Here is a 23,780-nt window from a genome sequence, read left to right on the forward strand (position 1 = left end):
ACCGTTACTGACCTCGTTCCCACGGAGGACCGCTCATCGTTATACATAAGTCAAAAATTACCCTTTTGCAAATCTTAACCAATGAGACCTCGATACCATTTTTTGTCGCCCAACGTTCCCGACTTCGAAATCGCGATCTGGGGATCGCTCCCACAGAGCACCCCACCCCCTTGTGGGAGCGACGTCTTCGTCGCGATTTCGAAGCCACTGATGTTCAATATCCGCAGCTTTATCAAACAGCACCGCTTCCAAGTATACGGCGAGCGGAGGACCGTGGGAGCCAGAAACAATAAAGGGTGGGCTAAGCAATTACGATACAAGCGAACACAAGAAGCATATTAGGCAACAACACTTAAAATCTTATGCGCAACACCCGACTTAAATATATCAGCTTGGCAACTTGCTTGGCATTTTCGGAAGCTGATGCACAACAAGTAGTGCTGGATTCGATCGATTACCAATCATCATCCCGTCAAGCCGTGATAGATCTTAGCATCGTTCATACGGAAGACCGTGGAAACCAGAAAACGCCCGAACTCAAGGCCTTTCTAATCGACAATCCGCCTCGTCTCGTACTCGATGTAAAAAACCTGAAACCTTCGGCACCGCTTAGCCAGCCATCTGCCGATCATCCCTATTTTCAACGCTTACGCAGCGCGCCTCGAAATAAAAACGATTTCCGGCTTGTCTTCGACTTAAAAAATCAAGCCAGCATACACGCATACACAATCGATATTAAATCAACCGCTCACGGCTCGAGCCAAATTACCCTAACAGACGAATCGACTTTAACCCGGAAACAAACCCCAAATACCTTCGAGCCATCGAATTATGCGCACTCAAATAGCGAACTCCATAAATACGATTTAACCGCCCCCCAACAATCAATAAACGACTCGTATCCTGGGAATTTCAAAGAAAACCGCATCGGCGCATCGAGCGACGAATCGTTTTTTAACGACTTGATATCCGATTGGGAAATTTCCGGCTATGCCGAAGTGGAAAGCCTAGGCTTTTTTCAAACCCCACTAGACAACCAACAACATAGCCACTATATTTCCGGCGCGATAAACCCCGAACTCTATCGAAGCTGGGATAACGGATCGCAAAGCTTTACCTTCTCGCCCTTTTATCGCTACTCCCAACACGACAGCCGCCGTACCCATTTCGATATCCGCGAACTGACGTGGCTAAAAGCCGCTGCCGACTGGGAACTGCGGGTCGGCTTCCGTCAAGTATTTTGGGGCGTCACCGAAGGCTTTCATCTGATCGACATCATCAATCAAACCGACTTTGTCGAAAACATCGACGGCGAACAAAAACTCGGGCAACCGATGATTAACCTAGCCTTGATTCAAGACTGGGGCACCATCGATTTGTTCTTACTAACCGGCTTCCGCGAAAGAACATTTGCCGGACACGAAGGCCGCTTAAGAACGCACCCGGTAACCTCAGTCGGAGACGCCCAATTTGAAAGAGAAGGCGTCGAAAAACACTTGGCTTACGCCGGCAGATATTCTCATTCTTTCGGGGATTGGGATGTCGGACTCGCACATTTTTACGGCACCGCCCGCCAACCGACGATGCTGCCTCGCTTCAATCAGTTAGGCGAAATTGAACGAATCATCCCGCTTTATGAAAACATCAATCAAACCAGCATCGATGTCCAAACGATCAAAGGCAGCTGGTTATGGAAGCTCGAAGCGTTAATGCGCTCGGGACAAGGAGACCGATTTTATGCTGCGACCGGCGGCGTCGAATATACATTCTTCGACCTCTTCGAATCGGGCGTCGACCTAGGTCTGATAGCGGAGTACATGTACGACAGCCGTGGCTACAATAATTTTCAGGCATTGACACAACAAGCCTTATTTCAAGACGACTTCTTAGCCGCAGTTCGCCTGGGCTTTAACGATATTCAAAACACCCAATTGCTTGCCGGCGTCATTTTCGACCGCACCCAAAACTCTAAAATATACAACATCGAAGCCAGTCGGCGCATCGGCAACGATTGGACCGCAGACATTCAAGTTCGTCTATTTCGCGGCATCCCGGTCACCGACCCGTTAATCATGTTCAGCGCCGACGACCATGTACGCTTTCAGCTTAAATATCATTTTTAGAAGAAGGCGCGCAGCGCGCATCCTACGATCGAAGAACACTCCGCATGACAACTCGCTATAGATGCTCCAGCGTCACGGCGCTTGCCCATGTTACGTTAAAGCGGGTTCGGTAGCGTTGAAGCATTAGAACGCTGAAATTAGCCTGCAAGAACCACATCGAATTCCTTCATATATCCGGCCACATCTTTGCGATAGATCTCTCGCACCGGCAGGCATAAATCGCGAGGCTTCAAGCCGCGCTCCTGCAAAGACTCAACTTCGACCCGTATGTCGTGAATATCGTAAATTTCCAACGCACCAAACACAGCCGCGGTATCCTTCATGCCAAAGCGATCCGGCTGCTGTCCATTCTTCAATTGAAATACGCCATCGTCCAGCAACAATAAGCTAACCGCTTGATCGAATGCCGCGATCGTCAATACGCTATCCAATGTTTCCTGCATCGAAACGCCATTGAAAGGAGGTTTACGCAAGACAAACAGAAATTTCTTATGCATAAACTACCCGAATACGATGCAACGGTCCGCTTGTAGAGTTGCTTCGACCCATTGCCCTAAACCGGAAATCCGAAAACCGTCGGCTAAATCGCCATCCTGTTTGCCGACTCGGCTAGCTTCGTCGGTATGCAGCAATCCGCGCCTTTGCGCAGCGGAAATGCAAACCACCAGATCGATTGCGTATTGTTTTACCAACGCACTCCACAGCTTCGGAAAATTAAGTTCGTCATCGGGAGGCATCGCATAGTTGAAGGCATGATAAATTCCTTCATGATAAAAAAATATGCGAAATACCGAGTGCCCTTCGGCCAATACTGAGCAAACGAATCGGTAAGCATGATAGGCACTGCCTGAACCAGTCGGGCTACTGTTGATTTGAATGGCGAATTTCATATCTTGTCTTAAACCAAACCCTAAGCGATGTTACAGATCATGCGTCGCACTAAACTTGATATCCGGCCAACATTGGCAGGACGGAGCTTGCAACCCCATCCTAAACGTTTCGACAGCGGCCAAAGCAAATCAAAACGTTGGGGACGGGTTAAATAACCCGCCCCGCCAAGAATAACCCGCCCCTTCAAGGCTTTGCCACTAGCGTTTGTCTTTTTGCGAAAGAGAGTAAAACACTGACCCATGTCCATTACCTGTGATGCCAATCGATCGCTCTGAGCGCCTCAATGGTATTTTCAACCTCGGGTAACAAATCATCCTTACATAACTCAAGGGCCTCCCCAATGCCAAACTGTATGATCGGCAACAACATGGCAGAAGGAACGTCTAAACCGTAACCTTCCATCAAGCGCGGAGCAATTTCAGCCAACAACCCCGCTAATTCCGTTTGAGCCTTACGATTGCTGTATTGCATTATCATGCCGTACCTGATTGCCAATCTTCGAAATTTAGCCTCCTCGGCAACGATAATCGAAGCCGCCTCATCATGCGTGAATCCGAATGTATCAGCAAAATTTTCGGCATAAGCCTTGACCAACAAATCCGGAAACCCTCTATTCCGGCTAATAGCGGCTACGATCATCCGAGCCCCGATCGCACGGTCATATTGCCGAATCAATAAATCGGCGGCGAATTCCACAAAAACATGCGAAACCTCAAGCAACATGTCATCGGCAATCCCGCCCCCCAAAAGCGCCAACCTGGACGCCAAGACTTCACTTAACTGAAGCGCCTTAGCGATAACATAGCGTTCCGGATCGTTATAAGGATTGCCATGAGCATAAACATCGGCACCATTTACATTGTTATGAGCCAAAAAACCCAACGCAACGGCTTTTTCGCGTTTCGTTTCGGCGAGGTCAAGTACCGGAAAAACCGTATCTAGCCCTTGTTCGGTCAATCCGTGAGTAACATCATAAAGATGTTGTATTTGCTCTATGGGGGTGTCGTACATTAAATTGAAAACGTCGCCCGCCATTTGACCATATAAAACGTTTGCGCCCAAAATCCCTTTCTCGCCCAATCTTGCGCCTATATAGGCATGTGTAGCTGGCCCCCACGAATAAACGGGCGCGGAAAACCCTATCAAGGCTAAAAAGATTCCAATAATCGATATGAAACGTTTCATAATAGGACTCCGAATTTAAATCATAACTCCCGCGTCGCACTAAACTTGATATCCGGCCAACGCTCCTCGGTCAATTGCAGATTGACGCGACTGCTGGCAACGTAAACCAAGAAACCGCCGCCGTCTTCGGCGAGGTTCTCGAAAGCTTTTTTCTTGAATTCCTCGAGTTTTGCCGGCTTATCGGAACTGACCCAGCGCACCGTCGAAATCGGCGCATTATCGTAGACGCATTCGACATTGTATTCGTTCTTCAGCCGGTGCGCGGTCACATCGAACTGCAGCACACCGACAGCGCCGAGTATCAAGTCGTTGTTCTTAAGCGGTTTGAACAACTGCGTCGCGCCCTCTTCGGTCAATTGCACCAGACCTTTTTGCAGCGCCTTCGCGCGCAACGGATCTTTCAACACGACGCGCCTAAAGAGTTCGGGGGCGAAATACGGTATGCCGCCGTATTTGAGCGTTTCGCCCTGCGTGAACGTGTCGCCGACCTGTATCGTGCCGTGATTGTGAAGGCCGATGATATCGCCCGGATAGGCTTCTTCGACGTTTTTACGGCTGTCGGCCTGGAAAGTCAGCGCATTCGCGACCTGGACATTTTTACCCGTACGGACATGATAGATCTTCATGCCTTTGTCGAATTTTCCGGAGCATACGCGTAAAAACGCGATGCGATCGCGGTGCGCGGGGTCCATATTGGCTTGTACTTTGAAGACGAAGCCGGTGAATTTATCCTCGTCGGGACGGACTTCCCGCTGTTCGGTCTCTCGCGGCAAAGGTGCCGGCGCGTACTCGGCAAACGCATCGAGCAATTCGAGAATACCGAAGTTATTGATCGCCGAACCGAAAAAAACCGGCGTCTGTTCGCCCTTCAGATATTTATCCATGTCGAACTCGTGACTCGCGCCTTTGACCAACTCTATTTCCTCGCGCAATTCGTCGGCCTGATCCTTCAGCAACTCATCCAAGTGATAATTATTGAGTCCTTTGATCACTTCAGCCTGAGCGATCTTCCCGCCGTGCTGCGGACTGAACAAATGAATTTCATCCTTGTACAGATGATAAACGCCTTTGAAGCGTTTACCCATGCCGATCGGCCAGGTCATCGGCGCGCATTCGATTTGCAAGACGCTCTCGACTTCGTCGAGTAATTCGATCGGCTCGCGCCCTTCCCTATCCAATTTATTGATAAAGGTCAAAATCGGCGTCGTGCGCAGACGGCAGACTTCCATCAACTTGATCGTTCTGTCCTCGACGCCTTTCGCGACGTCGATCACCATCAACGCCGAATCGACCGCAGTCAAGGTGCGATAGGTATCCTCGGAAAAATCTTCGTGTCCTGGCGTATCGAGTAAGTTGATGATGCTGTTGTTATGCTCGAACTGCATCACCGAGGTCGTAACCGAGATGCCCCGCTCTTTTTCCATTTCCATCCAGTCCGAAGTCGCATGACGCGCCGCTTTGCGCCCCTTGACGGAACCGGCCAACTGAATCGCGCCCCCGAACAGCAATAACTTTTCGGTGATCGTGGTTTTACCTGCGTCGGGATGGGAAATAATCGCGAAGGTGCGTCTGCGGTTCAGTTCTGAAAGTAACTCTGACATGGATGTTCAATAAATGAAAGATGGAATAAAAACGCCGAATTATACCGTATTATCAATTCCTTTGTATTTTCAATATAATGGCGCAAATTGGCTTGGCCGGTAGAGGTAGCCTGAAATGAAACACCGAATAAAAACTCATCGTAAGTATTCAGGTCATAGGCCACTGCCATTAAGTTAAGGATTTTTCCGTTCGCCCTGAGCCTGTCGAAGGGTGAATGGAAAAATCCTGGGTCGATAAGTTAAGCCGTCCATGGTTCGACAGGCTCACCACGAACGGCTTAACTTAATGGCAATGAGGTCATAGGCGCCAACTTAAGGAAGGAACGCATCATTCCGCCAGGGATTGGCGGAATCCAGGGCCACGGATGGCAATGCCTAGCTTCACACTCATGTAGGCAATCCATGCCGATATGACGAATAAAGCTATAAATACACTATAGTATAGGCACTAAGATGGCGCTTATGAGTATTTAGGCCTCCGCCACTGCTTCCCAAACTCCGGTTTAGGAAACCCTTCACGTAAGCTTCTGCTTACCGGTTTCATGAAGCTGGAGCTTCTCGTACTGCGTTCCCAAGCAAGAGCTTGGGAACGCGCGCAAAAAAACTCATTAATGGAGAAAACTATGACCCTTTTATATCGTTTGATCGCCGCTATGGTATTCATGAGTCTGTCGGCCTGCTCTAGCCTGTATTACAGCGGCCTCGAAAAAATCGGCATTCCGAAGCGGGATGTTATGGTACACCGCGTCGAGAAAGCCCGTGACACGCAAGAGGAAACCAAGGAACAATTTAAATCTGCTCTGGAGCAATTTACCGCATTGACCGACTTTAAAGGCGGCAATCTCGAGTCCACTTATAAAAAGCTTAACGGCGAATACGAAGCCAGTGTAAAAAAAGCCAATGAAGTCAACAAACGTATTCGCGACATCGAGGACGTATCCGGCGCGCTATTCCGCGAGTGGGAACAGGAAATCGGAGAATACAGCAGCGCTGCGCTAAAACGAAACAGCCAGCAAAAACTCGATGCGACAAAGGTGCATTATCAACAACTGATTAGCGCGATGAAACAGGCCGAATCCCGAATCGAGCCGGTCTTGTCGGTGTTCAAGGACCAGGTGATGTACTTAAAGCATAATCTGAACGCGCAGGCAATCGCCTCGCTCAAAGGCGAATTGGGGTCGATACAATCGGACGTCTCGGCACTGATTACCGCAATGGAAAAGTCGATCAACGAAGCAAACGCTTTCATCAAGACAATGGAAAGCAAATAGCCGGCCATACATAGAAGCGCCGATTCACTATTCACTATTCACTATTCACTATTCACTATTCACTATTCACTATTCACTATTCACTATTCACTATTCACTGCTAACTGCTAACTGCTAACTGCAAACCAATTAGCATTACAGACAGAAGTTATTCGGACAGTTATAATCGGCCTATTTTCGATACAGTTCAATTGCAGGAGACATTTTAATGACCGACACCAAACATTGCCGCCTTTTGATTTTGGGTTCCGGCCCCGCCGGTTATACCGCAGCCGTCTATGCGGCACGCGCCAATCTCAACCCGGTCATGATCACCGGAATGCAGCAAGGCGGTCAATTGACGACGACAACCGACGTCGATAACTGGCCCGGCGACGTGGAAGGATTGCAAGGCCCCGACCTGATGGAAAGAATGCGTCAGCATGCCGAGCGCTTCAACACCGAAATTGTTTTCGACCATATCCATACTGCCGACTTATCGGCGCGCCCTTATAAACTGACCGGCGATTCCGGCGTTTATACCTGCGACGCATTGATCATCGCCACCGGCGCTTCGGCGAAATATTTAGGCATGGAATCCGAAGAAGCCTTTAAAGGCAAAGGCGTATCTGCCTGCGCGACCTGCGACGGCTTCTTCTATAAAAACAAACCCGTTGCAGTCATCGGCGGCGGCAATACCGCGGTCGAAGAGGCCCTCTACCTGTCCAACATCGCCTCGCAAGTCACGATCGTACATCGCCGCGACAAATTCCGTTCGGAAAAAATTCTGTCCGACAAACTGATCGAAAAATCGAAAAACGGCAATGTCGTGATCGAATGGGATCATACACTCGATGAAGTGCTCGGCGACGACATGGGCGTGACCGGCATCCGAATCAAAAGCACCAAGACCGGCGAAACCAAGAATTTGGACGTACACGGCGTATTCATCGCGATCGGTCATACACCCAATACCGACATTTTCCAAGGCCAACTCGAGATGGACCACGGCTACATCAAGGTCAAAACCGGCCTGCAAGGCAACGCGACCGCGACCAGCGTACCGGGCGTATTCGCGGCCGGCGACGTGATGGATGCCGTTTACAAACAAGCCATTACCTCGGCCGGCGCGGGCTGCATGGCGGCGCTGGATGCCGAGAAATACTTGGATGAAATGGAATAACTGAACGAACTGCAAATATCGCTAAGCACTCCCACGCTGGATCGGTAGGAACGAGTAAAATATCAGGGAGCGGTGCCGTTTGATAAACCTGTAGATATTGAACGTCAGTGCCTTTGAAATCGCGATCAGGGGATCGCTCCCACTGAACGCCTGCCTCCTTGTGGGAGCGACGCCTTCGTCGCGATTTCGAAGCCGGGTACGTTAGGTAACAATAAATGACATCGAAGTCACATTAGCTAAGATGGCAAGACGATGAGCGTAGAGCATGGGAACGGTGGAATTCTTTCACAGCCTCGAACCCTTTAATACATTAACGGCAAGCGGCGCTGTACCGGAACGGTGAAAGCCGGCGGAATATAAGGACAATCATTCGATAAAACCATGAAACCATGCAATTGACCGTACTCGACCCGTTTCGTTCGAATCAGCCGTTTCCTCCGCTATATAAAGCCCTCGAAGAACCTAACGGCTTACTGGCGCTAGGCGGATGTTTATCTACCGAACGCCTGCTCAATGCCTATCGAAACGGAATATTTCCGTGGTACAACCCCGGGGAACCAATCCTTTGGTGGTCGCCCGACCCCAGATTGGTTTTATTTCCGGACCGGGTGAATATCTCCCGAAGCCTTGCCAAAACCTTGCGTAAAGGACTATTCACCGTTACATTCGACCGTGCCTTCGACCAAGTCATGGCTTGCTGCGCCGAGCCGCGCCAAGCGTCTTCAGGGACTTGGATCACCGATGAAATGATGCAAGCCTATCAAGACCTACATCATCAAGGCTTGGCTCATTCGGTAGAAACTTGGTTCGACGGCGAACTGGCCGGGGGCTTGTACGGCGTCGCGATCGGCCAAGTTTTTTTCGGCGAATCGATGTTTCACAAACGAACCGATGCCTCCAAAGTTGCCTTCGTGACCTTGGCCAGACAATTAAAACAATGGGGCTATCGACTCGTCGACTGCCAAGTACAAACTCAGCATTTGCTGAGCCTGGGCGCCGAGGAAATCCCCCGCTCCGAATTTTCCGCGCAGCTCAAACGCTATTGCCCGGCAAAACCTTCGACAGACGCATGGCAAAACTGACGACCACGATACCATTGTTTCTTTCCGAAAAGCATTCGTGCAGTTATCTGGACGACCGGATTGCCTGCTCGGCATTCGTGCATCCTTCCTTCGAGCTCAACAACGCCTTCTATTCACGCTTGATCGAACGAGGCTTTCGCCGTAGCGGCGATTATGTTTACGCCCCTCGCTGTCCGCAGTGTCAAGCCTGCACCCCTGCCCGGCTTCCGGTAACCCAATTTAAACCCAAACGCAATCAACAACGCTGTTTAAAGAAAAATCAAAACACGCAAACCGTCATTAAGCCGGCTCGGTTCGAACAAGCGCATTACGACCTGTATTTGCGCTATCAAGACAGCCGCCATAGCGACGGCAGCATGGCGAATTCAAGCCCGGAGGAATATTTAAATTTTTTGGGCAGCCGCTGGTGCAATACTTTTTTCGTGGAATTCCTGATTGATGAACAATTGATCGCAGTCGCGACTATCGACCGGCTAGATAACGCGCTATCGGCGGTCTATACCTTTTTCGACCCGGACTTCTCACATTTAAGCCCCGGCATGTATGCCGTGCTCTGGCAGATCGAATGGGCCAAGCAATTGAAACTGGACTGGCTGTATCTGGGCTTTTGGATCAAAGATTGCCGAAAAATGGCCTACAAGATCGAATACCAACCGATAGAACTGCTGATCGATAATGTCTGGCAAGCGTTCGATTTTAGCTGCTAAACCCGGAATATTAAAGGACTGGTACCCTGCTGGGTCTTTATCGATAATTTCGATTTGCACATAGATTCCAACCGTAGGCAAAACCCGGAGGCTACGCTGCGCGTACCATGGTAACCCGAACTAATATTTACATTGACTTTCTCAGATAATAAGAGTAATAGACTACTTAAATCGGATGAAAATAAATGCCGTAATGGTATTTACATAAAACAATAAAGGAGATTTGTTATGAAACTCAAAAGCGTAATCGAAGCAGCCCTATTCGCAATCATCTTAGGGCTAAGCAGCACGGCGTCGGCAACGGAGCAACCTTATCCCGAAGGATGTTATAGCTGGGACACAGGTAATTTGTCGATAGTGATCAATATCCCTCGCCTAGTGAGAGTCAATGTGGGCTTACCGGGCGTGGGTTTAATGGGAATGGAGCATAGCTTTACCTGGGGCGGCGATTACTTTATGCCGCTACCGTTCTTAGACTTATTACAAAATTACAGCGGAGATGATCTCGAGGTACCTGCCGGGCTTAATGGCACATGGGAAATGGGTAGAGGCCGGAGTTTCAGTGTTGATGTCCAAGATATTGACGAATTGGCTGAAATGCTTGACGACCTTGGAATGACCTATAATCTAACAAAAAGATTCAACGGCACCGTCTCCAATGACGGCAATGTGATCAAAGGCAATTTTTTACTGGGACTTGTCGTTCCCATGCAGGATCTAGGATTACCAGGCAGAGCACAAGTCAGGATCGCAGGCCGATTCGCAGGGGAAAGACAATCACCAATCCCTTGCCCGATCCCTGTTTCAGCCAGCGCCGCCATACAAGAAGAAGATAGGGTAGACGCAAAAAACACCAAGACCACAACATTCGGTCAAATATTTATTAACATGCTACGCCAAGCACAGGCACAGCCCAAGTAAACACCCCATAAGCGCCAACATAAGGAAGGAACGCGTCATTCCGCCAGGGATTGGCGGAATCCATGGCCACGGATGGCAATGAGTAGCACCACTTCCATGCAACATGGGTATCGACAACCCATACCGATATGACGAATAAAGCCATAAACGCACCATAGAATAAGCACTACTATACTCCAGCAATTCCCAGTTTGAGCAGTTTCGCCGATTTTAGGGTGTGGGATATGCCTGTCGAGGAACGCCGTAAACCCATCCATGGGGACTTGGCGGCAGCTCGAACGCCAAGGATGGCGTGAATGCAGATTTTGCAGGAGCAAAAATCTGCCCTGCTGCCGACATCCTCGCCAAGCATACCCCACACCCTTTTTGATCTCCAAATTGGGAATTGCTGCTATTCTTCTTCCTGATTAGCAAGATGCTTCAGCTTGCCGAAGCCAAGTGTCCGAGCGGAGGCCAGTTGTAGCCGGAGGCACTTCTGCGGGACGGGTTATTTAACCCGTCTCCAATGTTTCGGTTTGCCCTAAACATTTCGGCTGACTTCGGCCAAAGTCAAAACGTTTAGGACGGGGTTGAAAACCCCGTCCTGCTAGGGATATCCTGGTTTTTGGGCTTTAGCTGAAGAAACTTGCTAATCAGGCTATTCTTTATAACGACGCCCGGTTAGCTTTACTCAATTGCCGGGCAACTTTATAGAGCAAATCTACATTAAGGTATGTCAACTGGCCTTGTTGAGCCAGTTTAATCAATTGGGTCAGGCTACTACGACTTCGGGCGTCTAAACCGCTAAGATTCAATGTCGCTTCTTCAGGTTGACGCTTAGCGCAAGTATGATCTGGTGTTTGGTTGGTTTCAAGCGACGGAGTGCGCCACAAACGCTCCGGCGGCAACAACTTAGCTTGCTTAAACAGGCGCTTCTCCAACGGACCTAAGCCGGTCTGTTGAATAAGATCTTCTAGCCTTTCGGCTATCAAAACCTCTTGATGCTCATTAACCAACAGTTGCTCACTCTCCTTACTAACGACTTTGGTCACTTTGGGTTGAATGCGATGCAACAACCAGGCTCCAAGACGTTCGCCATAAAGCGTCAGGCAGGTTTCAGGAATATCGGGATTATTGGCTTGACGTACTTGAGCTAAATAAGTCACATCCACCTGTAGATCTGCTTGGCCGGTTCGTTCCAAAACTCGAGTTTCAACCGATCCAAAATGACCGATGGGACCGGTTGCGATCCAGTCAACCAACCCTTCTCGATACGTAAGCTGTTGACTGCGCAACCAATCGAGGAGGGTTTGATGCAAAGCCTCAGTCAAAGGCAAGGACGCCTCGTTCGAAGGTAATGCGGTTAACTTACCATATACAGGCAACCACCCTTGACCGGCAGAATTCAGAGTGCGTAACCAAGGCACATCTGATGAAAGCACGACATGATCGATCTTGTGAAGCCTATAGGTTACTGCCTCCTGAACGATTGCACCGGCCGCGGCGCTGTCGGGTCTAATAGGCTCTGAAAATACCATCGTAGAACATTCACCCCCTCCCTCATCGAACATACCGTCCGCCCCCTCCATCGGCAGACTTGGCGGCCAGTCTCCTATCGCAGCCCAAGAATTGCTAACAAGAGTTAGATGCATTCCAAGCGGGCTTACCGCATCATCGGGTAAAAAATCAACAGCTATATCCAGCTGCAGAATCCGACTGCACCCCTGACCCAGAAGCCTGAACCGAATTGGGGTTACCTGACCACTCGTAACCCGGCTAGTCAAACTAACGCTAGGCAAGCCATGCGCCAGACAATCATCATCTAGCCTCAGCACCGAACAATGGTTGGACGAGCCGCCCTGATCCTGATTGGTTTCTGCGCTTGAGTCTGTATTCATCGATTTTACGCTCCGATTAAGATTCAACTCAAATTATAACAGATAGGACTTAACCAACTCCTTATTGATCGAAACACCATCTACTTCAGCAATTCCCAGTTTGAGCAGTTACGTCGATTTTAGGGTGCGGGGCATGCCCTCATAAGCGCCAACTTAAGGAAAGAACGCGTCATTCCGCCAGGGATTGGCGGAATCCAGGGCCAAGGATGGCAATGCGTAGCACCACTTTCATGCAACATGGGTATCGACAACCCATACCGATATGACGAATAAAGCCATAAACGCACCATAGAAAAGACACTAAGTTGGCGCTTATGGGGTATGCCCCTACCTTCACTGCCATTAAGTTAAGGATTTTTCCGTTCGCCCTGAGCCTGTCGAAGGGTGAATGGAAAAATCCTGGGTCGATAAGTTAAGCCGTCCATGGTTCGACAGGCTCACCACGAACGGCTTAACTTAATGGCAGTGGCCCCTACCCTACGGAGAAATTTATCAAACTGGAAATACTGCTGGGTTCTCAACAACTAACTTTGTTGCGATAATTAGCCACGATCAGCTCTCGTTTGAGCCATCTAATTGTGCCACTCCCTTTATACTCACAAACCATATAAAAGTATGGGGTGTGGCTAGCGAGGATGCCAACCCTAGGGATCGCTGCTGTCAAGCCCCCATGAATGGGTTTGCGGAGGTCCTCGTTAAACACATCCCATACCTTTTATTCTTAGACGGTTTTTCGATCAAAAGGGATTAGGGCTACCTTTCCTGTTTAAATAACCAAAAAGTTGAAATTCTCATGGATTCAGTATTTGTAATTAAAGATATACTTACCACCGAGCAAGTGGCATCAATATGCAACAATCTTAATCAAGTTGAATTTGATGATGGTAAAGTCACTGCCGCCGGCATGGCTAAAGCAGTTAAAAATAATCAGCAAGTAATGGTGGATAAAGTCCCAGATTTGATGCCTTTGTTGTCCAAAGCCATTATGGCTAATCCGTTATTCAATGCTGTGACCATGCCCCGCGCCATCGTCAATGTCATGCTAAGCCGCTATCAGCCCGGTATGGAATATGGGACTCATACCGACTCCGCCATTATGCCCGGAGGCAATCGAGCCGATATTTCGTTTACTTTATTTTTATCCAGTCCCGATGCCTACGAGGGCGGTGATTTGGTACTAGAAACCGCTTTAGGCGAGCAACGCATAAGGCTAAATGCGGGCTCGCTGATTCTTTATCCGACCGGTGAATTACATCGCGTTAGCCCTGTTACACGAGGCGAGCGTATTGTCATTGTGGGATGGATACAGTCGCGCATACGCGATTCCCGTAAACGCCAGATCCTGCTGGACCTCGACAGCGCTCGTAAACACTATCTCGAAAAAGTCGGCCATGACCGCACGGTTGATATAATGTTAAAAACCAGTATGAATTTACGCAGGATGTGGGACGAATAGGACAACCATAGGCTTTAGTCTCCTGCCTCGTTCCCAAGCTGGAGCTCTCATCGTTATACATAAGTCAAAAATTACCCTTTTGCAACCTTAACCAATGAGACCTCGATACCATTTATTGTGACTTAACACTTTCGGCCTCGAGATCGCGATCAGGGGATCGCTCCCACAGAGCGTCCGCCGCTCTCTGTGGGAGCGACGCCTTCGTCGCGACTATCGAAGCCAGTAACGCTCAAACACCAATAGCCTTTCCGGACAGCACAACAATTTAGCGCTCGGTCGCTACTTTTTGCCTCGTTCCCAAGCTCCAGCTTGGGAACGCCTACCCTCAAGCTCTGCTTGGTGGCCTAATGCAGCAAAACAATCGGCAACAAAGAACCTTCCCCGGCATAAGCCCGCGCACTTGAATAACGCCAATGTTCCGGCAAATCTACATAACCGCGTTTGACCGGATTGTTATGAATATAATCCAAACGCTGCCTTAACATCGTGTCATCATGTATTTCTTCCGGATGTGAGCCTTCTTGCCTCGTTCCCAAGCTCCAGCTTGGGAATGCCTACCCTCAAGCTCTGCTTGGTGGCCTAATGCAGTAAAACAATCGGCAACAAAGAACCTTCCCCGGCATAAGCCCGCGCACTTGAATAACGCCAATGTTCCGGCAAATCTACATAACCGCGTTTGACCGGATTGTTATGAATATAATCCAAACGCTGCCTTAACATCGTGTCATCATGTATTTCTTCCGGATGTGAGCCTTCTTGCCAGAATTGATACTGACTTTCGGTTTTGTGCTTGCGCTTGTAATACGCAAAATACTTCAGCAGCGTGGTTGCCTTGCGTTGTTCCAATAAATCGAGAATCTGTCTGGCAGTAAAGGATTTGAATTGTTGTATCCGTTTGCTGTGCTGGCTGCCGCTCGCGATGAAATGCAAATGATTTTCCAGGACAACATAGGCATGGAGCCTGAAATCGGTGTTATCTTGCAACCAAATGAAACTGTCGAACAAGAGTTGCACACTATCCGGGCGAGTGAAAACCGGCTGCCAACCGGCAACCGTTAAGGTATGAAAGTAAGGATAGGATTCGTTCAGAATTTTATAGCGGCTACGTCCCATAGCTTTAATGTGCCTAGAAAACTGGGATTCGTCAAGCAGAGCTTGAGGGTAGGCGTTCCCAAGCCGGAGCTTGGGAACGAGGAAAGTTCCGGCTGGGGATCGAGGCATCTGGGAAGTTCGAAGTCACGGTTTCGCGCATAAAAAACCGCCGCCGGTTGCCCGGGGCGGTTTTTTGGCCCTCGTTCCCAAGCTCCAGCTTGGGAATGCCTACCTCCAAGCTCTGCTTGGCGGGTTTCCTTGCGGGTGAGTGGGTTTGGGCAGTCTTTGTGTTACGTTGCCCCGGTATCGGTTCCCACGGTGGGCGTGGGTTCCGGCATGGCTTCGTCAAGCAGAGCTTGACGGTAGGCGTTCCCAAGCCAGAGCTTGGGAACGAGGAAGCTTGGGAATGCCTACCTCCAAGCTCTGCTTGGCGGGTTTCCTTGCGGGTGCGTGGGTTTGGGCAGTCTTTGTGTTGTTGCCCCGGTATGAGTTCCCACGGTGGCCGTGGGTTCCGGCGTGGCTTCGTCAAGCAGAGCTTGACGGTAGGCGTTCCCAAGCCAGAGCTTGGGAACGAGGAACGGTAGGCGTTCTCAAGCCGGAGCTTGGGAACGAGGAAAGCTCTGCTTGGCGGGTTTCCTTGCGGGTGAGTGGGTTTGGGCAGTCTTTGTGTTACGTTGCCCCGGTATGAGTTCCCACGGTGGGCGTGGGTTCCGGCGTGGCTTCGTCAAGCAGAGCTTGAGGGTAGGCGTTCCCAAGCCGGAGCTTGGGAACGAGGAAGCTTGGGTATGCCTACCTCCAAGCTCTGCTTGGCGGGTTTCCTTGCGGGTGCGTGGGTTTGGGCAGTCTTTGTGTTACGTTGCCCCGGTATGGGTTCCCACGGTGGGTGTGGGTTCCGGCGTGGCTTCGTCAAGCAGAGCTTGAAGGTAGGCGTTCCCAAGCCAGAGCTTGGGAACGAGGAAGCTTGGGAATGCCTACCTCCAAGCTCTGCTTGGCGGGTTTCCTTGCGGGTGCGTGGGTTTGGGCAGCCTTTGTGTTACGTTGCCCCGGTATCGGTTCCCACGGTGGGCTTGGGTTCCGGCGTGGCTTCGTCAAGCAGAGCTTGACGGTAGGCGTTCCCAAGCCAGAGCTTGGGAACGAGGAACGGTAGGCGTTCTCAAGCCGGAGCTTGGGAACGAGGAAAGCTCTGCTTGGCGGGTTTCCTTGCGGGTGCGTGGGTTTGGGCAGCCTTTGTGTTACGTTGCCCCGGTATGGGTTCTCCCACGGTGGGAGTGGGTTCCGGCGTGGCTTCGTCAAGCAGAGCTTGAGGGTAGGCGTTCCCAAGCCAGAGCTTGGGAACGAGGAAGCTTGGGAATGCCTACCTCCAAGCTCTGCTTGGCGGGTTTCCTTGCGGGTGCGTGGGTTTGGGCAGTCTTTGTGTTGTTGCCCCGGTATGGGTTCACACGGTGGGCGTGGGTTCCGGCGTGGATTCGTCAAGCAGAGCTTGACGGTAGGCGTTCCCAAGCCAGAGCTTGGGAACGAGGAACGGTAGGCGTTCTCAAGCCGGAGCTTGGGAACGAGGAAAGTTCCGGCTGGGGATCGAGGCATCTGGGAAGTTCGAAGTCACGGTTTCGCGCATAAAAAAACCGCCGCCGGTTGCCCGGGGCGGTTTTTTTTGGCAGGCTGTCCTTTGCCTTACGGTTATCCTTGGGTTTGTAAGCTTCCCGAGTTAATGTCGGGTTACAGCTTTAGCCTAATCCGACCTACCCGACTACTTGCTCAGTTCCCTCAAGCAGAGCTTGAAGGTAGGCGTTCCCAAGCAGGAGCTTGGGAACGAGACTAGACTAACGAGACTACTACGGCTTAGGCAATAGCGAAGTTAGCATTGATCAAATCATCAACGCTGACACCGGTTAGCTGTACCAATTGAGTCAACTCAGTATGCTGCACCAAACCGTCAAAACCTTCAGAACCTTCAGAATCCTGCCAGAGGTAACCGACTGTATTGTCTCCATCTTGAACGAAGAACATCCGTTGACTTTCGAAGCCGAAGTTGGCCTCAACAGCACTGAAGATACCTACATTTAAAGCGCCTGCAAGATCGATTTCGTCACTCACATCACCCAGACCTACAAAGGATAGGATATCACTAGTTCCGGTCTGATTGACTACGTTAAATGGAGCAGTTATACGAGTATAACTTTGTTCGCCGCCGAACAGCGCGGTGAAGTCAAGTTTGTCCAGCGCAAGAGCGCTGTCGGCGACAAAATTTTCAATAGTAACTAACGGTGCAGCATCTAGGTCATCAGCTTCACTGAATGAGAACAAGTAATCGACCCTATCCTCATTCAACACGGCGGCAGTGATTGGACCAGTACTACCTGTACTACCTAGCTCTACCACTTGCAAGGTACCTTCGCCTTCGACGTTGCTACCTACAACTGCGTGCTGAACAACACTCAAAGCCAGTGTGGCATCTTCGCCGATTTCGACGGTGCCTACCGGAAGAAGCTCGAAACCTTCGGAACTCAACGTACCCGTACCGAGTATGGCAAGCGTGGTTGAACCCGTACCACTAACAGTGGCACCAAAGTTCGCGTCGTTGAGGTGCGCTCCGCCGGTCGCATCGAGCTGGAAGACCACGTTCACATTATCTTTTACTGAAAGATCTGAGAAATCAGCATTAATGTCGCCTTCATCAGCATCACCTTCGGCACCGACGACTTCCTCGACTCCTAGAACCTCAACGGTCTCAAGAGCTTCGCCTTCTACTGTCAGCGTTACACCGCTAATGACCGAGGCAGACAACTGCAGCGTGGTTGCTCCGGCATCAGCCTGAACTATCAGAGACATCAGAGAATCTACATCGATACCGCTCAGGTCGGTTTCTGCATCGACATTAACCAAGGTTAGCTCGAAACCAACACCAATAACGATAATTCCAGAAACCTGCGTACCCGACAACGTTGCGTCTCCTGACAATTCCAACCTATCGGCATTAGACAGATCCAAGTCTTCATCTAGATCTTCGTTGCCTGCGGTCAGATCGCCTTCGATGCCCGTGACGACAACCAATCCGGCTTCTTCGCCTTCATCTTCATCGTGCGCCAGTTTTTCGAAGGTATTGCCTGCGGCATTCAGGCCGTCGAGTTGCTCGGCGGTCAGTTCCAGTCTTGCATCCGCAGCCAATTGAATCGTGACATTCTCGAAGTTCAAGTCCAGAGCGGTCAAATCGACTTCGTTTGTAATCACGACGGTACCGCCACTTATCGCCAAGGTGCCGGCAGTAAAAGCAACACCGTCGCCGTCGATCGTCATGACACTGTTGTCATTCAGATTGAACGTCCAACCGGCATCGTCTTCTGCAGCCGCATTCAGGGTAAGTGATGCACTTCCATCATCGTCATAACCGAGCGTCAGGGTCGTAGGACCTTGCGCCGCAGTGAAGGTGAATTCCGTTGACGAAACACTTTCAATCACACCAACAGTCAGGCTACCGGTCAGGCCGGAAGCGTCGAAACTGGTCAAGTCTTGACCGTCGACACCATTATTATTGTCTGCGCCTTCATCAGTATCCAACACGACATCGCCGGAACCGCTGATTACGACAGATGTAGTTCCCTCGCCCAACTCCAGCGAATCGGAACCGCCCGTTACGGTCAGAGTACCGGTGTAGCCGGCGCTATCGATGACCAAAGAGGTGATTTGCGGATCGGTTGTATCGAGCGCCTTGACCGTTACGTCGGCCGCGCCCCTCAGAACCAAGGTGGCCGTCACATCTTCGGTGCCTTCGGTATTGAATACGATTGCATCCGTGATTGCCAAATCAACTCCGGCATTGATCTCGATTGATAGCAATTCGCCCGCAGAACCCGCCTTAGCACTGTCACTAAGAACGCCGCCAGCGATGACCACAGGACCTACCGCCGCGCCATCGACATCAACGGTGTTGATCGTCAGCATGGTGTAACCCGCACGGACCGAACCATCGTTGATGAAGATATCGCCATCGATGCGCGCCGCGTTATTTGCATCGGCTTGCAAAGTCAGGTCGATGGAGCGAACGAAATCCGCCAAACTACCCACCGCACTGAACTCGATGCCGTCCGGCGAAGCTTGCGGCTCGACGACAACCACGCGGTCACGCGGATCTAACGCGATTACGGTTTCTTCTTGGTAGATGTTGAGGATGTTGGCGTTGGCCAGGTCTGCCAGTAAGTCTTCGATGGACTGGCTGTTTTCACCTGGATCTGCCGCTCCATTTTCGTTGACGTCGATATAGAAGTTATCGAGCAAGGCATCCAGTATGCGCAGATCCACATCTTGATAAGCACCGACATTGATGGTCGAGCTGAACTCGACATTACCGTTGCCATCGCTGTCAAACAAGAAATTAACCAGCGGTTTAACGACCGCGGCGGCATCACCTGTGACTTGCAGCCCATCGGCCAAGCTGAACGTTTCTACATTCAACGTTTCACCATCGGCCATACTGAAGCTAACGTTGGAACCGTCGATCGTGAACTCGTCATCTTCACCAATGGTCAAGTCGCCGTTCAGGTCGACGATGACAGAAGCTTGGTCGTCACCTGTACCTTCGGTGACTATAGTCGCCTCAGAATCAACCAATTGCTTGAACTGCTCGGCGCTCATGGTCAATGTCGTGCCTTCCGGTACGATCAATTGCGTGATGCCGCTCAGATCGGTCAACGGATCCAATGTCACTTCCGTAAGGGCCGCGACGGTTACCGTGCCGAATATGATGCCGTCCGGCAAGTCGAGACCTTCGATGCTGAAGACTTCGTCGTTCAGATTGCCGATATTGACAAATGCTTGTCCGCCCGGTGCAAAGGCCGCGACCAGGGTGGTATCCAGCAATTGCCCAATGTTCAGCACCAGCGCCGAGCCATCCGCCAACGCAATCGCGTCGACGTCGATCAGGTCAACCGACGAAAAGTCCAGTGTGGTTGCCGTGAAGTCGGTTAGACCGTGGGTGCCGTCGAAACTACCGACACCAATGATGCCCGCGCCTTCTACGCCTGACAGGTCGATGGTTTCGAGATTGCCGTCTTCGAAGCTGTTGCTGTCCAACCACAATTGCACGTCGTTTGCGCTGTTGACGCTGACTGCAGTGGCAATGTCGGCCGACAGGTTGCCGATGATGGCGTTGCCTTCTTCGACGTTGATGGTAACATCGCCGGCGTTGTCGAGCACGATACCATCAACCGCGAATGCACGAGGGGTGACGCCATCAGACTGCAGACCTAATTCTTGACCTTGGTTGTTAATGTTAACCACGGCATGAGCGCCAGCGAAGTAAAACTCACCAATCAGCGTACCGATGTTGGACAAGTTAGGGTTACCCATCGCTTTTGGCAGGTCATTCCAGTTTAGGTAACCGTCGCCCTCAAGAAGCAGCTCTACATCCCACTTCATTTGTGCGAACATGACGGTATCGGTGCCTTGCAGACCCAGTGTGGTGACGCCTTCTGTCAGGTCGCAGACGTAGAAGGTTGCAAAAACGCTAGCAGCTGAGAAGCCTTCTGGTACCGGTGCACCTGCCGTCAAACCGAATTGGCTCAAAACAAAGTTTGATTGTACAGGCGCTGTACCTACTGGAATGGCTGGTAAACCCGCACCTTCTGCACGAAGCGCTTCATAGGCGGCACGCAAAGCCGTTCCCGCTGTTGGACCTGGGTTTTTGAAGTACTCTATGACCGCTTCTTCGAACGTAGCTACAGTTGCCGCGCCAGGTCCCGTTGCGCCAGTAACCACATAAGTGCTAACGCCTACCGATTTCAGACCATTGACATTGCCTTCGGCGCCCACTTGACCGGTGAACTGTACATCGATGCGGCTGTCCGCGGCACCATTGCCGATGACGTTTTTCACATCTTCGAAGTTCAACACTTCCAGATTGATCAATTGACCCGTCAATTCGGAGAAATCGATCGTGAAATCATTTTGCAGGAACTCGACCGGCGCATTGAATGTAACCGGTTGATCACCTTTGATTAGCAGTTTTTGCACGTTAACGCTGAATGCATCTTCGTCATCATTAACACCGGAAAGATCGTTGGCATCGATCACAACGCCTTCGGTACCGGTGGTATCGATAGTTAATGTATCACTGAACGGATCTTTGGCAGGACGCTCGAAGCCATTTACGTTACGAATGATCGTCAGGTTATCTAAATCGCCGCCTATGGTACCGCCTGTCGCGTATGCACTTTGGTTGTCTTGACTAAAACCTAAGCCGGCATCGGTTACGATAACTTTACCTTGGCTGTCATCGTTGCCTAACACGATGCCATCTTGTGCCACAAATTTATGCAACTCTTCGGCGGTAAGTGTCAGTGTTACATTTTTCTTGATATCGAAGTTCAGTTTGATGTCGCTATCGAGGTCGAAGCCGGCCATCAGATCGGACAGGGTCGCGTCTTGACTTACGACGACGGTGATTTCGATGTCATCGCGGTGATTATTGGTGAGAACGCCGCCCCAAGCCGCAAATTGCTGCTGGCTGATAACCAGATCGCTGTCACTGAACAATACGACACTTGTGACTTGGACGTCGTCGATGTTGACAAAGTCCAGCTTGGTGTCGCCTTTGACATGCAAGGTCAAGGTGGTGCCGGCTAATTTGGAACCGGCTCCGGCATCGACGCCATCCAGGATCAGAGTGTCACGACCTGCTCCGGTATCGATATCCAACCAGACGCCATCGGCCGTTCCTGAAATTTCGATCACGTCGCGGGCTTGCGAGCCTTTGATCGTGACTTCTTCAAGATTTCCATAACCTTCAGTATCGCCTGTAATATCGGTGATTGACACGCGCAGACCGCCCGTGTTCGCAGAAGCATCGATGTGCGCCTCATTAAACGCAAAGCTAAGATCATCCAGAATTGCCAGCTCGGCGTTGCCGGTGATGACCAGTTCGCGCAGGAAACTACCGAAATCAACAGATTCCAAGACGTTCAGACGACCCTCGGAAAGCAGATTCACGGTACCGGCATTATGACCCAGCACCAATTCACCACCACTCATCGTAACGTTGGCGAATTCCAGGTTGATCGCATTACCCAAGCCGCGTCCATAGAACAAGTTGACGTCTTCGGTGAAGTTGCCTTCTAGACGGGCGACCGCATCGGCTTTGATGCCGACCAGGTAGAGATCGCCTAGTGGACGCAAACCCGAAAAATCACCTTCATTGATGACCAGTCTTTCCAGGCTGCTGGCACGACTCAAATCAAGAATGCTGTTGGTGCTGCTGCCCCAATAAGAATCAGAATTGCCCCAATACCACCAATCATATACGTCGGGTATCGGGAAGTTTGCACTGTCACCGAAAATAGTTTCACTGAAGCTGTAGACGTTCGGTAGGTTTTGTACGTGGATCTCTTGGATGTTCAACAGTTGGAACGGCTGCGCGAAGAAGCCTTTCATGTCGACTTCCAAGGTATTGTAGCCTCCGCCGCCGTCGATGTAGGCGCCGTGCAGCAGTTCCGGACGGCCAGCGATGATGTGGTTATCGGCATCGGAGGTAATGCCGTTTTCAAAGGATCCGCCGTTGTTTTCGGTCGGCGTCAGCACGATGCCGGTTTGGGTGGTTTCGGTATCTTGATTCAAACCGAATAATATGCTGGCATACAGCGCCACCGGCGAGTTAACGAAAAATTCAAAGCCTTCACCCTCTACATCGACAATGACAGTAGAACCAAGACCACCAGTCACATCGTTTATCGTGATGTTTTCGATGCTGGCAGTCAACTGACCGTCCTGCATCCAGCCTAGCTGGTTCAAGTTTAGGCGCAATACGCTCTGCATGAAGTCGATCGCCATATCGGCATCGACATCGCCCCATTTTAATGTGGTAGTGTACTGAGTCGGAATTTGCGTGAGCGTTAAGGTCGTGATGCTTGGATCAGGCGGAGGAGGCGTAGAACCATTGGTTGGCGCCTCTTCGACCGCAGTTTCAGCTAGGATTGAGACCGCATTCAGCATTTCCGCTCGACTGAGGCGGCCGTTGCCGTCCAGATCGAATTCAGGCAATTCGCCTTGTCTAACCAGTTTCCTCAATTGTTGTTTAATCCCAACTCTGCTCATCAGCCAGTCCGCCACATTTTCAGGCGTTTGACCGCGATTTTCCAACCGGTTGATCATCCGGTTGGTCAGGTTGTTGCTTTGTCTGATATTAAACTCAAGCCCATAGGACCGTAAGGTCTCCATGTAGGATTGAGCGATATCCAATGAATGTGCTGCCATATTAAATCTCCAATTGAGGTTTTCGCTTTTTGTTAGAAACTCTAGACACGTTTATGATTACGTACTGAATTTGTATGCACTATACCTTGATCAGCCTTTCTTAGTAAAGAACTAGACCGAGTTGATAGTTTACGGTTCTTGAGTATAGAAGGTTTTGAATAATTTTTCCAG

14 protein-coding genes and 1 pseudogene are annotated in these 23,780 nt (G+C 50.5%); 7 read left to right on the plus strand and 8 right to left on the minus strand.

Features of this window, described 5'->3' with window-relative positions; genetic code table 11:
* The first annotated feature begins 362 nt into the window (after positions 1-362).
* The gene (locus EQU24_RS15465; RefSeq protein ID WP_017842729.1) at positions 363-2,123 is read left to right on the plus strand and encodes an AMIN domain-containing protein; all 1,761 of its coding nucleotides are present in this window, start codon (positions 363-365) and stop codon (positions 2,121-2,123) included.
* Between the two features lie 137 nt (positions 2,124-2,260).
* On the opposite strand, the gene tusC is transcribed toward EQU24_RS15465, so the two are convergent.
* From tusC to EQU24_RS15485, 4 genes are all read right to left on the minus strand, one after another.
* Entirely contained in the window at positions 2,261-2,620 is a 360-nt protein-coding gene (tusC, locus tag EQU24_RS15470) for a sulfurtransferase complex subunit TusC (RefSeq protein WP_017842728.1), read from the minus strand.
* A 3-nt stretch (positions 2,621-2,623) separates the two neighbouring features.
* On the minus strand, positions 2,624-3,013 hold the full coding sequence (gene tusD / locus EQU24_RS15475; RefSeq protein WP_017842727.1) for a sulfurtransferase complex subunit TusD: 390 nt from the start codon (positions 3,011-3,013) through the stop codon (positions 2,624-2,626).
* A 247-nt stretch (positions 3,014-3,260) separates the two neighbouring features.
* Complete coding sequence (locus tag EQU24_RS15480) at positions 3,261-4,199, minus strand: hypothetical protein (RefSeq protein WP_017842726.1); 939 nt, start codon at positions 4,197-4,199, stop codon at positions 3,261-3,263.
* A gap of 20 nt (positions 4,200-4,219) precedes the next feature.
* Positions 4,220-5,800 (minus strand): peptide chain release factor 3, encoded by a 1,581-nt coding sequence (locus EQU24_RS15485; protein WP_017842725.1) that lies wholly within the window; start codon positions 5,798-5,800, stop codon positions 4,220-4,222.
* Between the two features lie 623 nt (positions 5,801-6,423).
* On the opposite strand from EQU24_RS15485, the gene EQU24_RS15490 reads away from it, so the two are divergent.
* The 5 genes from EQU24_RS15490 (at position 6,424) to EQU24_RS15510 (ending at position 10,943) form a co-directional block, all read left to right on the plus strand.
* Positions 6,424-7,071, plus strand: a complete 648-nt coding sequence (locus EQU24_RS15490; RefSeq protein ID WP_026130387.1) for a DUF2959 domain-containing protein — start codon at positions 6,424-6,426, stop codon at positions 7,069-7,071.
* A gap of 208 nt (positions 7,072-7,279) precedes the next feature.
* Positions 7,280-8,233 (plus strand): thioredoxin-disulfide reductase, encoded by a 954-nt coding sequence (gene trxB, locus EQU24_RS15495; RefSeq protein WP_017842723.1) that lies wholly within the window; start codon positions 7,280-7,282, stop codon positions 8,231-8,233.
* 389 nt (positions 8,234-8,622) lie between these two features.
* Positions 8,623-9,315 (plus strand): leucyl/phenylalanyl-tRNA--protein transferase, encoded by a 693-nt coding sequence (aat, locus tag EQU24_RS15500; protein ID WP_017842722.1) that lies wholly within the window; start codon positions 8,623-8,625, stop codon positions 9,313-9,315.
* The gene (locus EQU24_RS15505) at positions 9,303-10,022 is read left to right on the plus strand and encodes an arginyltransferase (RefSeq protein ID WP_017842721.1); all 720 of its coding nucleotides are present in this window, start codon (positions 9,303-9,305) and stop codon (positions 10,020-10,022) included. Before aat ends, EQU24_RS15505 begins: the two co-directional genes overlap by 13 nt.
* 228 nt (positions 10,023-10,250) lie before the next feature.
* On the plus strand, positions 10,251-10,943 hold the full coding sequence (locus EQU24_RS15510) for a hypothetical protein (RefSeq protein ID WP_017842720.1): 693 nt from the start codon (positions 10,251-10,253) through the stop codon (positions 10,941-10,943).
* Between the two features lie 644 nt (positions 10,944-11,587).
* On the opposite strand, the gene EQU24_RS15515 is transcribed toward EQU24_RS15510, so the two are convergent.
* A complete protein-coding gene (locus EQU24_RS15515; protein ID WP_138767191.1) occupies positions 11,588-12,820 on the minus strand; it encodes a hypothetical protein in 1,233 nt (410 codons plus the stop codon).
* A 793-nt stretch (positions 12,821-13,613) separates the two neighbouring features.
* On the opposite strand from EQU24_RS15515, the gene EQU24_RS15520 reads away from it, so the two are divergent.
* Positions 13,614-14,276, plus strand: coding sequence for a Fe2+-dependent dioxygenase (locus tag EQU24_RS15520; protein WP_017842718.1), 663 nt, complete (start codon positions 13,614-13,616; stop codon positions 14,274-14,276).
* 344 nt (positions 14,277-14,620) lie between these two features.
* On the opposite strand, the pseudogene EQU24_RS15525 reads toward EQU24_RS15520, so the two are convergent.
* From EQU24_RS15525 to EQU24_RS15535, 3 genes and pseudogenes are all read right to left on the minus strand, one after another.
* Positions 14,621-14,800 (minus strand): annotated as a pseudogene (locus EQU24_RS15525) (transposase); the annotation flags it as partial.
* Between the two features lie 55 nt (positions 14,801-14,855).
* A complete protein-coding gene (locus tag EQU24_RS15530; RefSeq protein ID WP_017842716.1) occupies positions 14,856-15,389 on the minus strand; it encodes an REP-associated tyrosine transposase in 534 nt (177 codons plus the stop codon).
* A 1,818-nt stretch (positions 15,390-17,207) separates the two neighbouring features.
* The gene (locus tag EQU24_RS15535) at positions 17,208-23,609 is read right to left on the minus strand and encodes a beta strand repeat-containing protein (RefSeq protein WP_017842715.1); all 6,402 of its coding nucleotides are present in this window, start codon (positions 23,607-23,609) and stop codon (positions 17,208-17,210) included.
* Between the last annotated feature and the right edge of the window lie 171 nt (positions 23,610-23,780).

The organism is Methylotuvimicrobium buryatense, assembly GCF_005931095.1.
In the GTDB taxonomy this organism is placed as follows: domain Bacteria; phylum Pseudomonadota; class Gammaproteobacteria; order Methylococcales; family Methylomonadaceae; genus Methylotuvimicrobium; species Methylotuvimicrobium buryatense.

Bases quoted from the DNA above. Each gene is read 5' to 3' on its own strand.
- EQU24_RS15465 (WP_017842729.1), top strand. From the start codon at position 363: ATGCGCAACACCCGACTTAAATATATCAGCTTGGCAACTTGCTTGGCA.
- tusC (WP_017842728.1), bottom strand. From the start codon at position 2,620: ATGCATAAGAAATTTCTGTTTGTCTTGCGTAAACCTCCTTTCAATGGC.
- tusD (WP_017842727.1), bottom strand. From the start codon at position 3,013: ATGAAATTCGCCATTCAAATCAACAGTAGCCCGACTGGTTCAGGCAGT.
- EQU24_RS15480 (WP_017842726.1), bottom strand. From the start codon at position 4,199: ATGAAACGTTTCATATCGATTATTGGAATCTTTTTAGCCTTGATAGGG.
- EQU24_RS15485 (WP_017842725.1), bottom strand. From the start codon at position 5,800: ATGTCAGAGTTACTTTCAGAACTGAACCGCAGACGCACCTTCGCGATT.
- EQU24_RS15490 (WP_026130387.1), top strand. From the start codon at position 6,424: ATGACCCTTTTATATCGTTTGATCGCCGCTATGGTATTCATGAGTCTG.
- trxB (WP_017842723.1), top strand. From the start codon at position 7,280: ATGACCGACACCAAACATTGCCGCCTTTTGATTTTGGGTTCCGGCCCC.
- aat (WP_017842722.1), top strand. From the start codon at position 8,623: ATGCAATTGACCGTACTCGACCCGTTTCGTTCGAATCAGCCGTTTCCT.
- EQU24_RS15505 (WP_017842721.1), top strand. From the start codon at position 9,303: ATGGCAAAACTGACGACCACGATACCATTGTTTCTTTCCGAAAAGCAT.
- EQU24_RS15510 (WP_017842720.1), top strand. From the start codon at position 10,251: ATGAAACTCAAAAGCGTAATCGAAGCAGCCCTATTCGCAATCATCTTA.
- EQU24_RS15515 (WP_138767191.1), bottom strand. From the start codon at position 12,820: ATGAATACAGACTCAAGCGCAGAAACCAATCAGGATCAGGGCGGCTCG.
- EQU24_RS15520 (WP_017842718.1), top strand. From the start codon at position 13,614: ATGGATTCAGTATTTGTAATTAAAGATATACTTACCACCGAGCAAGTG.
- EQU24_RS15530 (WP_017842716.1), bottom strand. From the start codon at position 15,389: ATGGGACGTAGCCGCTATAAAATTCTGAACGAATCCTATCCTTACTTT.
- EQU24_RS15535 (WP_017842715.1), bottom strand. From the start codon at position 23,609: ATGGCAGCACATTCATTGGATATCGCTCAATCCTACATGGAGACCTTA.